This window comes from Schlesneria sp. (assembly GCF_036405755.1).
Lineage (GTDB): Bacteria > Planctomycetota > Planctomycetia > Planctomycetales > Planctomycetaceae > Schlesneria > Schlesneria sphaerica.
Map to the genome: position 1 here is coordinate 1 of NZ_DASWWZ010000598.1, position 12,406 is coordinate 12,406.

General features: G+C 57.2%; 11 protein-coding genes. All 11 read left to right on the plus strand.

All coding sequences use genetic code 11. The features are described 5' to 3' along the window. A partial coding sequence (locus tag VGE80_RS19865; protein WP_440593862.1) for a hypothetical protein occupies positions 1-199 on the plus strand: 199 nt, incomplete at its 5' end. Positions 200-258: 59 nt separating this feature from the next. Continuing rightward, positions 259-1,602, plus strand: coding sequence for a DUF1501 domain-containing protein (locus tag VGE80_RS19870; RefSeq protein ID WP_440593863.1), 1,344 nt, complete (start codon positions 259-261; stop codon positions 1,600-1,602). Between the two features lie 45 nt (positions 1,603-1,647). After that, entirely contained in the window at positions 1,648-3,414 is a 1,767-nt protein-coding gene (locus VGE80_RS19875; RefSeq protein WP_440593864.1) for a PPC domain-containing protein, read from the plus strand. 725 nt (positions 3,415-4,139) lie between these two features. Continuing rightward, positions 4,140-5,675: an AAA family ATPase gene (locus VGE80_RS19880; RefSeq protein ID WP_440593865.1), complete on the plus strand. Its 1,536-nt coding sequence runs from the start codon at positions 4,140-4,142 to the stop codon at positions 5,673-5,675. A gap of 175 nt (positions 5,676-5,850) precedes the next feature. Continuing rightward, positions 5,851-6,372 (plus strand): FHA domain-containing protein, encoded by a 522-nt coding sequence (locus VGE80_RS19885; protein ID WP_440593866.1) that lies wholly within the window; start codon positions 5,851-5,853, stop codon positions 6,370-6,372. A 129-nt stretch (positions 6,373-6,501) separates the two neighbouring features. After that, on the plus strand, positions 6,502-7,740 hold the full coding sequence (locus tag VGE80_RS19890) for a lactate racemase domain-containing protein (protein ID WP_440593867.1): 1,239 nt from the start codon (positions 6,502-6,504) through the stop codon (positions 7,738-7,740). 226 nt (positions 7,741-7,966) lie between these two features. Then, positions 7,967-8,971, plus strand: a complete 1,005-nt coding sequence (locus VGE80_RS19895) for a DUF1559 domain-containing protein (RefSeq protein ID WP_373651336.1) — start codon at positions 7,967-7,969, stop codon at positions 8,969-8,971. Positions 8,972-9,058: 87 nt separating this feature from the next. Further along, a complete protein-coding gene (gene thiS / locus VGE80_RS19900) occupies positions 9,059-9,262 on the plus strand; it encodes a sulfur carrier protein ThiS (RefSeq protein ID WP_440593868.1) in 204 nt (67 codons plus the stop codon). Between the two features lie 9 nt (positions 9,263-9,271). After that, a complete protein-coding gene (locus tag VGE80_RS19905; protein ID WP_397570727.1) occupies positions 9,272-10,099 on the plus strand; it encodes a thiazole synthase in 828 nt (275 codons plus the stop codon). 256 nt (positions 10,100-10,355) lie between these two features. After that, entirely contained in the window at positions 10,356-11,366 is a 1,011-nt protein-coding gene (locus VGE80_RS19910; protein ID WP_373651339.1) for a site-2 protease family protein, read from the plus strand. Between the two features lie 220 nt (positions 11,367-11,586). Then, positions 11,587-12,406 (plus strand): serine/threonine protein kinase (locus VGE80_RS19915; protein WP_440593869.1); only part of this gene is annotated, 820 nt, incomplete at its 3' end.

Consider the following 12,406-nt stretch of genomic DNA (forward strand, 5'->3'; position numbering starts at 1 on the left):
TGCGAAGCTGGCTGCCAGCGACAAGTCGAACGCGGAGATTGTCGATGAGTTATATCTGCTGATTTACAACCGCAACCCGAGAGAAGAAGAACGATTGGCGGCGCTAGAGTATCTGCCCGAAGGAGATCAACGACGACGCGCGATCGAGGATTTGTTCTGGACGCTGATCAACACACCCGAGTTCTCGTTTATCGACTGAACTGACTGATTAAAAAGAACATCGGATAAGCCAGACACGAGAGAAGGAACCCTACATCCATGACGATCAATCGAAACTGCGAAGGTATGAAACGTCGCGACTGCCTGAAGCTCGGTTTGGGCAGCCTGTTTGCTGGCGGATTCGTCGATGCACTGCGGGCCCGCGTAGGGGCCCATGATGGTGCCTCCGCAATCGCACCGGCGAAGACCAGTTGTATTCTGGTCTGGCTGGATGGCGGCCCCAGTCACTTCGAAACCTTCGATCCCAAGCCAGATGCTCCGTCAGAAATTCGCGGCGATTTCCAGCCGATCCAGACCAAGATTCCCGGTGTCCTGTTCTCGGAGAATATGACGCGACTGGCCGCCATCAGCGACAAGCTGACGGTCATTCGCTCGGTTCGTCATGACCAGAACAATCATGGTGCGGGAAACCATTACATGACGACGGGGGCTCCGACCCGAATCCCCGTCAGTTGTGGTGCGTTCGTCAGTTTCCATCCCAGCATGGGATCGGTTGTCTCGTATGAACGAGGAGCGAAAGACGGACTGCCACCGTACTTCTCACTGCCGGAAATGGCCCGTTCAGGGGGACCCAACTTTCTGGGGGCTCGTCATGCTCCATTCGTGATCAGCGACGATCCCAACAACGAGAAGTTCAGCGTTCGCGATGTCACGATCCCTCGTGATCTGGAAGACGCTCGAGCGTTAAGTCGACGCAGTATGCGGGCCAGGCTGGACCAGTTCGTCCGTTATCACCATGAAGCGGCCGGGGATCCGGTCGTGGGGACCGACGAAAACTTCCAGCAGGCTGTCTCGCTGATGACATCGGACGTCGCCCAGCGCGCGTTTGAAATCCATCGCGAATCCGATGAAGTGCGACAGGCCTACGGTCGCAACTCATTCGGTCAGCAGGCACTGCTCGCACGCCGCTTGATCGAAGCGGGAGTCCCCTTTGTCACCGTTTACAACGGGGGATGGGACCATCACTCAGATATTTTCCCCGCTTTCCGAAAGAAGGGGCAGAATCTGGATTCAGTCGTTGCCACGCTGATCGATGACCTGGATCAACGTGGTCTGCTCGAAACGACGCTCGTTCTCGTCATGGGAGAATTCGGACGTACTCCGGCGATCTCCACCTTGCCGGGATCGACGACACCGGGCCGTGATCACTGGTCGAGTGCCATCTCGATCCTTGCAGCCGGTTGCGGGACTCCTCGCGGTCAGGTCATCGGAGCGACCGACCCACGCGGTTACGCGGCCGTGGAAAAGGTGTACGCACCTGAAAATCTGGTCTCCAGCGTCTATCTCAAGATGGGAATCGATCCGGACAAGATCCTCTACAACGGTGCAGGCCGGCCAACACACCTGGTCAGCGATTCTCGCCCCATCGCGGAATTGATGTAATTGAATCGGACTGGGGCAACCTGTCGGTGAGGACGAGTGACTGTTATGACCTGTCGGTATCGCGATCCTGCTCAGCGTTTTTTGTCGAATCAAACTCGAACTTCGTGCGGAAGTCGGCTCGGAAAAGCCAGTCAGAGGTTTTTCCTGGGGGCCTGCCTGGGCCTGGCTTTTTGCTTCGCCCCGGCGGCGGAGGCGGCCCCACCGACACTGACGCACCTGTTTCCGGCAGGGGGCCAGCGCGGATCGAAGGTGGTTGTCACCAGTGCCGGCACGTACAACTGGCCGGGAGTAAAGATCTGGGCTCCGGGGGTTGAAGCGGTACCGACAGCCGAGTCGGGCAAGATCGAGATCACGATCCCGGCTGACCTGATGGCCGACCGGGTCTGGATTCGTTATTACGACGCGGAAGGAGCTTCGGCTGTTGCTCCATTCCTGATCGGCAGTCATCCTGAACTCACCGAGACCGAGCCGAATAATCGATTGGGGGACGCGACGAAGGTCGAGCAGCTTCCCATGACGGTGAACGCCGCTCTGAAGGATGGGGCAGATGTCGACAGTTATGCCGTTCAATTGACCGCAGGTCAGACGCTGGTTGCGGCCGTTGATGCTAACACCCGTCTCGGCTCGCCGATGGACTCGATTCTGCAGGTCGTGTCTCCGGACGGAATCGTACTGGCCGAGAATCATGACGACTTGAAGCTGGACCCCCGGCTGACATTCACCGCCCGGAAGGACGGAACCTACATCGTCCGCATGTTCGCCTTTCCATCCCAACCGGATTCGTCGATCCGGTTCACGGGGGGGGCCCATCTGATCTACCGGCTGACGCTAACGACCGGACCTCTGGTGACTCATGCCGTGCCGTTGTCGGTCCCGCTGTCCGACCCGGGCCAACCGAGCATCGCTGGGTGGAATCTTCCCGCGCAGTCTCTGTTGAACGTGGTTCCATTCGGGGGGGCAAGGCTGGGTGATTATCAGGAATACGAACTGAGCGATGACCTGCGCCGCTCACCCGATGCCCGCATCGGTTTTGCCTCCCTGCCCGATTTCTCGCTGGCAACGCGGGTCCGTCTGACACCCTATCCCGCGGTGACGGATCAGCCTTCGCTGGAAGACCGCGAACCGTTCCCGGTGACGGTTCCCGTTTCTCTGACAGGTTGCCTGAAGCGGCCGAAGGTTCCAAATCGCTATCGACTTCCACTCCAGAAAGGACAGCAGATTCTGATTTCGGTCGAAGCCCGCAGTCTGGACCTGACACTCGATCCCGTGTTAACCCTGACCGATCCGACCGGGGCTGTCGTTGCCGACGTGGATGATTCGGGACCCACCAAAGATTCGATTATCGGACATACCGCGGCCCACGACGGGGACTACATCGTCACGGTGGGAGATCGCTTTCGGAAAGGTGGAGACCGCGCTTGGTATCTGCTGACAATCCGGAACGAGCAGGCGGACTTCGAAGTTTCACTGGCCAGCGATTCGATCGTGCTGGAACCGGAGAAGCCGACGGAAGTCACCGTCAAGATTATCCGACGGGCGTCCGCGGCTGAGGCGGTGGGACCTGTGACAATTCAGGCGGCCGGGCTTCCGACCAGTGTCACCGGATCTGCGGTGATCTCTGAGCCGTCTGGTCCGAGCGCAGGAGAAGTGAAGCTGACGCTGACTTCCAATGGCGAAGCGTTTTCAGGTCCAATCCGGATCATGGGGACTACGACCATGCCGCGAGAGATTGAACGATCCGCCAGGGTGCCCGGTCGCCTCGGAGTTCAACTCGATTCTGTCTGGCTGACGGCGACCAAGAAGCCAGAGTAAGTTGCCGGGATCATCCGGGCAGCCTGGATTCTGCCTCGCGACTTTCCATGTGTGTGTAAATCGGGGGCAGGGAAAGTCGTGCGTCACGGCGTGACGGTCCGGATTTTCCTGTGCTCTCGTTCTCTCCATAAAAATACGAGAAGCCGCTCCGTCTCTGGTCGAAACAGAGGGCTCCGACGTAGTGGCAGGTCTCCGGAAGAGTTCTTCCTGCACGATGGACGTGGCAGATCCAATCAAGGCCGAGTGGTCTGTTTTCAATCGGTGCCGCGCAGTGTGTGTTGCAGGGGGGCGATCCGGCCTCTCGGGACGCGGTCGCGAATGCTCCGAATTCGTGCGCGGCAGTGTCGGAAAGTTTGCTTTCAACCGTCGCTCAAGCCTTGAAGGCTGAGGCTCGCCCTACGGTCAGATTGCGTCGTCACCCCAGGTCTGTTTGTCGGGCTGCGAGCCCTGCAGAAGTGGCCGTTTCGCCGGGATCGGACACACACTCAGCGGGTTGAAACCGAAGCGGCCCGTGCCGAACGAGATCTTTTCGGTTCCTGGTGTTGGCAGTGCCTGACTCGGATTTCTCGTGGAAACGATTCTCGAACTGCCAGTCCGTTTATCGCTGCGTCTTGCATAAGCCGCTCATCAGCCAAATTGGTCTTGCGGAAAAAAAGTTGTGTTGTACGATAAGGTTCGGAGTCGTCGGGTGTCGTGTTGTTGGTGTCGCGCAAGGAGGATCGAAAATGGTGGCACAGGCACTTTTGCAAAGGTTGTCAGACGTGACGCCGAGGTCGATCGATTGGGCCTGCGAGGGGCTCATTCCGTTCGGCAAGCTGTCGCTGCTGACGGGTGAGCCGGGAATCGGTAAGAGTTTTCTGGCTCTGCACCTGGCCGCCATGGTGACACGGGGCACGGGTTCTGTGTCTGGAACTCCCGGCAGCGAGGGGTGGCACGGCGAAGCTGACCATGAGTACGGAAGCAAACGATGTTTCGAAAAGCGGCCCCGATCGGTGGTCGTGTTGTCGGCCGAGGATGCGGCGGACGATACCGTACTGCCGCGCCTGGCCGCCGCCGGGGGCAATACGCGGTGTGTGTATGTGCTGAGGGGGAGCGAACCGGGTGACAGCCGATGTGTCTCGTCGACGGACGAGTCGTCCCTTGCGGCTGAAGATTGTCCGCCGGCAACGGAGTGTCGTGAACCCCGCTTGTTTCGGCTGAAGCAGGATCTGTCGCGCCTGGAAGAGTCATTGGAAGAACTCGCCGACGCGGGGGAAGAGATCGGGTTAATCGTCATCGATCCGATTGATCGGTTCTTCGGGCCGACGGACAACAGGCGAGACCGCGTTGAGGTCGTGTCTCGGCTGGTGGAACTGGCTCATCGAACAGGTGCTGCGGTACTGGTGGTGACCAACGTCACTGCGAAAACAGGAAGTCGCATTCGATGTGCTGCCTATCACGAACTAATGAATGCCGCACGCTCTGTCCTGTTGGCGGCCGAGGACCTGGAACATCCAGGCCAGAGGCTTCTGCTCCCGGTGAAAACCAACCTCACGGCGACTCCTGCCGGACGGGCTTTCGTGATCGACGAAGGGAGGCTTGTCTGGAACAGCGAACCAGTTGCCCTCTCGAGTGCTGACTATCAGCATCAAATGGCTGTAAAACTGAAGAATCCGCTGGTCCGTGAAGAGGTTTACGAGATTCAGCGGGTGACACGATGGCTGAAGGATCAACTGACACCGGGACGCGCGTCGTCAATCTGGATCCGCAGCAACGCCAGCTACTACGACATCAGCTATTCCACGCTGCGGCGTGCTTTCAAGAGCCTGGGATGCCGGGCGATGAAAGTGAAAAATCAGTGGTTCTGGTCCCTGCCCGGCCAGGACGGACCCGCCTGTGAAGAATTGCTTGAGGAACCGCTGGTTTCACCTGAGGGAGATCTGCTGGGGATCTATCGGGAATCGATGCCCAACTGGTTGCGGGAAGAATTGGCAGTAGAGGAAACAAAGTCGGGAACGGAGGCTACGCAGTGGAGCGATCCTGCGCCGCAACAGACGCCCTCCCCAGAATTCGGGGGGGACGAGGAAGATGCTCATGAAGATGCCCACGAAGGTGCTCAATGCCTCTGGCCATTTTCCGAACATCACGGTGAGGCTACTCTCCACGCTGTTCATGGCGAGGAACTGGCCGTCAGCCCGTCGCGAGATGCGGGGCTGGAAGATGTTCTGGTTGGCAGTTCTGCAGATTCCGGCAGTTCGCAAAGAAATCAATTTTTGTATTGAATCTGTCGAAGTGATTGCCGACACTTTTGATTGCGGGCTCTGAAAAATACAGCGAAAATGCAGGGACAAGGTCTCTCGTCCCATCCGCCTCCAGGGTGGCGTGGGGGGCCGCGTCAGCTTACGCAGGTCGTTGATGTACCGCACCGCCTTGTGAACGATGAAGGGACAATTCTGTATGTTGGGGTTTCTCGTTCCGGTTGGTGGTGGCGATCCGATTCCTCTGCTCAAGCCTCAATTGATTGTAGGCCGTCGTCCCAGCTGCGATATCCGGCTGGATTTTGCGAATGTTTCGTCCCATCATTGCCGTCTGGAATACATCAACGGCTACTGGCGGGCGACGGACCTCAGTCGTAACGGGACAAAGGTCAACGGCGAAAGGATCGAAGAGCGATTTCTCCAGTCGGGTGACACCCTGGCATTCGCTCGTCACCCATTCGAAATTCAGTACACTCCCGATCCGAACGGAGTTCCTCCGACGATCGAAGACGTCGATCCGTTTGAGATGAGTCTGCTCGAGAAAGCTGGCCTGGATGTGGGACGGAGCAGCAAACGAAAACAACCCCCTCAGCGGCCGCCGGCTCCCTCGTATCCTCTGCCCAGTCCTGATGCCATCACGCCTCCGACCATTCGTCTGACAGATGGTCCCGCACGAAAAACGGACGATGATCAGGCGCTGGAGTGGCTGAACGAGTCGTGACCGTCGATGAAACCGGGGTTCAATTGCGCGGGCTTTGTCGTTCCGCGTTGAGTTGGAGTCGCGACCGAAATTGCTATAAATGCGGACCGTGTTTCGTGTCTTGCAGAAATCTCTCTCAGACGAAATTCAATGCCAGAATCCATCCCTTCGCTTTCGCCATTTCAGGTCCGTGAGTGGTTTAACGCCTTGCCGAAGGATGACTTTGTCGGTCAGCGAGTCCTGTTGATCGTCCCTGACGCCACTCGAACAGCGCCGCTGCCACTGTTGTTCGACGCCCTGTTTCGAGAGGTTCGTCCCCACTGTCAGTCGCTGGATGTGCTCGTCGCTCTGGGAACTCATCCCCCCATGTCCGACTCACAGATCGCACGTCTGCTCGGGATTGACGATGACGAGCGACGTCGGCTGTTCTATCAGTTGCAGGCCTTTAACCATGAATGGGACCGACCGGAACGGCTGCTGACGCTGGGGACGCTGACAAAGCAGGAAACCGAAGAACTTTCTGGAGGCTTGCTGTCGCTGGAAGTTCCAGTCCAGATCAATTCGCGGATTAAGGACTACGACCTGCTGCTGGTACTGGGGCCGGTTTTTCCGCACGAGGTGGTCGGGTTCTCGGGGGGGAATAAATACTTTTTCCCGGGAATCGGCGGACCGGAAATTCTGAACTTCTTCCACTGGCTGGGAGCCCTGATTACCAATGCGGGGATCATCGGGGTGAAGGATACACCAGTGCGCCGGGTCGTCGATGCTGCTGCGTCGATGATTCCCCAGACGCGCCGGGCGATCACGTTGGTGGTCTCGTCTGACAACAGTCTGCATGGACTTTACTACGGCACTCCAGAGAGTGCATGGAGCAATGCGGCGGATCTCTCGAGTCGGGTTCACATCAAGCGCTACGATCGGCCGTTCAAACAGGTTCTCTCGTGTGCACCCCCGATGTACGACGAACTGTGGGTGGCCGGGAAATGCATGTACAAGATGGAACCGGTCGTGGCCGACGGGGGCGAATTGATTATCTATGCGCCGCATCTGCACGAAATCTCGGTGACGCATGGCAAGTTGATCGAACAGGTGGGCTACCACGTTCGCGACTACTTCACCAAGCAGTGGGATCGGTTCAAAGATTACCCCTGGGGTGTGCTGGCGCATTCGACTCATGTTCGTGGGGGCGGCACCTACGAAAACGGCGTTGAGAAGCCACGAGTTCAGGTCACACTGGCCAGCGGGATTCCGGAAGAGACCTGTCGCCGGATCAATCTTGGCTACCGTGATCCGAAGACCATTGATGTTGAGTCGTTCGCCAATCGGGAAGACGAGGGGGTTCTGCTCGTCCGGAAGTCGGGTGAGTACTTATACCGACTTAACCAATAGCGGACTGGCTGGCCATTTCTGGTGATCGGGTGTTCTTTTCGGTCAGGGAACTTTGAACTGAAGGTGGATGGACGAATTTCCAGTCAGGTTGAAGTCAGGGTTTGAAAACTGCCTGTTGTTTTGTTAGCGTCACTCAATAGCGTCAGTGTCATTCATGGACAGATACGTCTGAATCAGATGGCGACGACGACACAATGATCGCCGCTCAATCCCAAGGAATCACGTTATGATTCGTCGTCACGTTTGCGCCAGCCGGCCCGCACGACAGGGCTTTACGTTGATCGAACTGCTTGTCGTTATTGCGATTATTGCAGTTCTGGCCGCCTTGGTACTTCCCGCGGTGCAGCAGGCACGTGAAGCAGGACGGCGGGCGCAGTGCCTGAACAATCTCAAGCAGATTGTGCTCGCGATGCACAACTATGAAAGTGCCTTCCGGTGCTTCCCCTCGGGGTTCATTCAACCAGGGACGGGAGGGGGCCAGATTGGAACTCTGCCCGAACCGGCGATCGTCGATACGGTGCTGAATCGACAGAAAATGAAGACGACCGTCACGCAATGGTACATGGCTCCCGAATGGGGCTGGCACTCGTTCATCCTGTCGCAAATGGGTGAGGGAACGATCAATATCGACTTCGCTCAGCCCAAGTTCGGCTCTAACAATGTTGCGTCGCCGAATGAACAGTATCTGAGAACAACGATTCAGTCATACCGCTGCCCCAGTGCTAACTCGCTTCCCTCGTCCAGACCCGGCTCGGGAATGTCTCAGGGCTGGGCCTATGCCACCTACCGTGGAAATATGGGGGCCTACGACACCAGTACCGCAGCCAACAACGCCCCGAAGGTTCCGAATGGAATGCTCTACGATGGCAGTTCTGTGCGGATGGGGGACGTGACCGATGGTACGTCGAACACGATCATTCTCGGCGACAGCCTGTACGGTTTCTGGGCGGATGGCTTCAGTTGCTGCGTTCGTGTCTGGGACGATCCAGCACATCCCGATGTGTGGGATGCCTACTGGACAGCCACCGCAGCGAATTCAGCCCCTCTCCAGTTTTTCAGCTTTGGCAGCGGTCATAACGATCTGGCCTGCTTTGCACTCGTCGATGGTTCGTCGAAGGTCGTCTCCAAGAAGGTGGACCTGAATGTCTTTAAGGCTGTTTCCACCCGAAACGGTGCATTACGGGCATACGTCTCCGGAGTCGATATCGAAAACGTGACAGACAATTGGTGATCTGATATTTCACGCAATCAGAAAAACGTAAACCCGGTGTCCTGGATACCGGGTTTCTTCATCTCACATACGACTTAGCCGACCATCATGCTTTCGATTCTCGTGAATGGCGAACAACAGTCTGTTGCACCTGGTTTGACAGTTGCCGAGCTGCTGGCCAGTTTGAAGCTGAATCCCCGGTTTCTGGCGGTGGAGTTGAATCGACGAGTTATCCCGCGGGCCGAGCATAGCCAGACGAAAATTGCCGCTCATGATCAAATCGAAATAGTCACTCTTGTTGGTGGAGGCTGAACCGCGACGATGACAGAACAAAATGGTGCACCGCTGCGTCTGGGAACACACTCACTCCGGTCAAGGCTGATCGTCGGGACTGGCAAGTACGAGACCTTCGAACTGATGCGTGAGTGCCTGACGATCAGTGGGGCCGATGTAATTACCGTCGCCGTCCGACGTGAACGACTCGTGGATGCGTCCGGCCGGAATATCCTCGATTTCATCGACCTGTCGAAGTACACCATTCTGCCCAACACCGCAGGGTGCTTCACCGCAGAAGACGCCGTCCGTACTGCCAGGCTCGGTCGTGAGATCCTGCTCGGACTCGAAAATCCGGGTGCGAGCTGGGTGAAGCTGGAAGTTCTGGCCGACAAGAAGACACTCTTGCCGGACCCGGTTGCAACCCTGGAAGCAACCAGGGAACTCGTCGCGGATGGGTTTGAGGTGCTGTGCTACACTTCAGATGACCCGATCATGGCGCGCCGTTTGAAAGAGGCGGGGGCCACTGCAGTGATGCCTGCAGGTAGTCCGATTGGAAGCGGTCAGGGAGTGCTGAACCCCAATAACATTCGCATCTGCCTGGAGTACTTGAAGGCGGATGACCCCGACTATCCTGTGATCGTTGATGCGGGGGTTGGAACCGCCAGTGATGTCGCTTATGCGATGGAGCTTGGCTGTGATGGAGTGCTGTTGAACACGGCGATTGCGTCGGCGCAAAACCCACCGCAGATGGCTGAAGCGATGCGGCTCGCCTGCCGTGCGGGGCATCTTGCAGCCGGTGCAGGACGGATTCCCCGCAAGTTGTATGCGACTGCAAGCAGTCCCGAATCGGGGCTGATCTCGAGTCAAAAATGAGTGCCGAGGTGGGGTTAAAGTCCACCGTGTTTAACCAGTCTTCGACTTCGATAAGTTCCGTTTTTTGCTTACGTTAATGACATCCGACGGCGATTTCTGGCGACGCTGGAATTCGCGACTGGAAAGGCTAATGGACGATTGTCGGCAAGCTGGGATAGGGCTACGATACTAAGACGAACCACATGAAGAGCCCGACCCGGCGAGGGCGATTCGCAGGACTTCAGCGGTTTGTGGCCCGATTCGAGGTGCATGAGCAATGAACGACCGTCTGAATTGGATGCATCTATCGGTTTCCGCAGGGCGTCTGTTTTCGACCCATGTGCGGCTGAGTATCTGGCTGGCAATTGTCCCCCTGGTCGTCTGTCCGCGATATGGCTTTACGCTGGGGATGACATTCTCGGGTTTGCTGCTGTTGAGTGTCCTTCTTCATGAGTTTGCGCATGTCTTCACTGCTCGCTGGACCGGTGGGCGAGCCGATGAGGTATTGCTGACTCCCGTCGGTGGTCTCGCTCAAGTCAGCCCCGCGCGCGGGGCCTTCGGGATGGGACTCACTGCCGCGGCAGGGCCTGCGCTTAACCTGCTGATCTGCCTGTTTGCCTTTCCAGGATGGTACGCACCACAGACATTGCCGTCGTCGCTGAATCCGTTTGTCTTGCCGATCGGCTCACTTCAGGCTGCAACCATCTGGCAGGACATCGGACTGCTCCTGTTCACGGCCAACTGGATTGGGCTTTTAGTCAATCTGCTTCCCGTCCTGCCCCTGGATGGCGGACACATCCTGCGTGCTGCACTGCTGACCCGGATCGCTCCTGAGTTCGTTAATCGGACCGCAATCAATATCGGAATCTTTGTAGCGATGCTGATTCTGATTGGGGGTGCCTCGTTCGATAACAGCCAGGTGGTGCTCATCGGTACCTTCGTCCTGACCATGAATCTCATCCAGTACTTCCAGCTGGAATTGGCTGAAGCACTGGATGCAGCGGGACCGAGTGATGATGACCTGCTGGATGATGCTGAGACGCTTGAACGATCGAATACGGTGTCGACTCGGGAATCTCTTCACGGCCCGCTGGAAAGCTGGCGCGAACAGCGACGAGTCAGACGCGAACAACTCGAGCAAACGCGGCAAGCACAAGTCGAAGAAGAACTGGACTCGCTACTCGCCAAAGTGCACGAACATGGATTGCAGTCGCTTTCCGAGCAAGAGAAAAATTCGCTCAAAAGCTGCAGTGACCTTCTGAGAGAACGGAGTAAACACGGCGACTGAAATCGCCGCTGAGGCATTTAAGGAAACGAGCAGCGGGTTTACTTTGTGAAGTCCACGCTCCTAGAATTGCTGCCATCAACTTGCCATACGCATTGGCGTATTGCTCAAATTTCCCGATTCTGCGACAACGATTCCTAAGTCATGGTGGCCTTGTGAGTCGTTTCAATTCAAAGCGGCAATGCGGGTCACCGGACGAGTCGCATTCAGGGATGTTTTCGTCGTGTATGAGCCACCATCTGAACAACTGGTTCGACAACTGACAGAACTCCAGTTGTGTCAGCCCAGCGATCTTCGCCGGGCCCGCGGCCGCGTGAAACGACTTGCGTCGGACCTGCCGGCATTCGATTCCGTCTGGATTGACTCGCTGGTCCAACTACGCCTTTTGACTCCCTATCAGGCCCGCCAACTGGAAATCGGGCGAGGGGACTCGCTCCGCGTTGGCTCGTTTGTCACCATCGATGAGCTCGGACGAAGTCAACGAGGCTGCACACTGCTGGTTAGACGACTCGATCGACGAGAACGTTGTGTGATCAAGCGGCAGCTTGTGGAAATAGAGTGTGCTTCGGAACTTCATCGCGAGATGACGATCGCTGCCGGGCAGATGAAGGGGTTCGCGCATCCGAATCTTGTTGTTCCAAACGAAGTTCTGCCGCTCGAACAGAAATCGGTTGATCTGGTCTGCCGTTATGTTCCCGGACTGCCCCTGAACCAGCTACTTGTGCGCCGAGGTCGATTCCCCGCGACAGTCGTCTTCGAAATTGGCAAGCAACTGCTGGAAGGTCTTTCGGCTTTGCATGCCCGATCGATTCTTCACGGCGACATTCGGATGTCGAACATCCGGCTCACGGATAACGGTCTTGCGGTACTCGTCAACGGAGCCATCCAGCCGGTACTGCACCCGTTCATGACCATTCACGATGATCTGACGCTGGATCACTACGACGGAATTGCCCCCGAGTTGATCGGGACGGGGGCCTCCCGGACAGTCAGTTCTGAACTCTACTCGCTGGGCTGCGTGCTGTGGCAGTTACTGACCGGTC

Coding starts and splice junctions, on each gene's coding strand:
- VGE80_RS19870 (WP_440593863.1), top strand. CDS start 259: ATGACGATCAATCGAAACTGCGAAGGTATGAAACGTCGCGACTGCCTG.
- VGE80_RS19875 (WP_440593864.1), top strand. CDS start 1,648: ATGACCTGTCGGTATCGCGATCCTGCTCAGCGTTTTTTGTCGAATCAA.
- VGE80_RS19880 (WP_440593865.1), top strand. CDS start 4,140: ATGGTGGCACAGGCACTTTTGCAAAGGTTGTCAGACGTGACGCCGAGG.
- VGE80_RS19885 (WP_440593866.1), top strand. CDS start 5,851: ATGTTGGGGTTTCTCGTTCCGGTTGGTGGTGGCGATCCGATTCCTCTG.
- VGE80_RS19890 (WP_440593867.1), top strand. CDS start 6,502: ATGCCAGAATCCATCCCTTCGCTTTCGCCATTTCAGGTCCGTGAGTGG.
- VGE80_RS19895 (WP_373651336.1), top strand. CDS start 7,967: ATGATTCGTCGTCACGTTTGCGCCAGCCGGCCCGCACGACAGGGCTTT.
- thiS (WP_440593868.1), top strand. CDS start 9,059: ATGCTTTCGATTCTCGTGAATGGCGAACAACAGTCTGTTGCACCTGGT.
- VGE80_RS19905 (WP_397570727.1), top strand. CDS start 9,272: ATGACAGAACAAAATGGTGCACCGCTGCGTCTGGGAACACACTCACTC.
- VGE80_RS19910 (WP_373651339.1), top strand. CDS start 10,356: ATGAACGACCGTCTGAATTGGATGCATCTATCGGTTTCCGCAGGGCGT.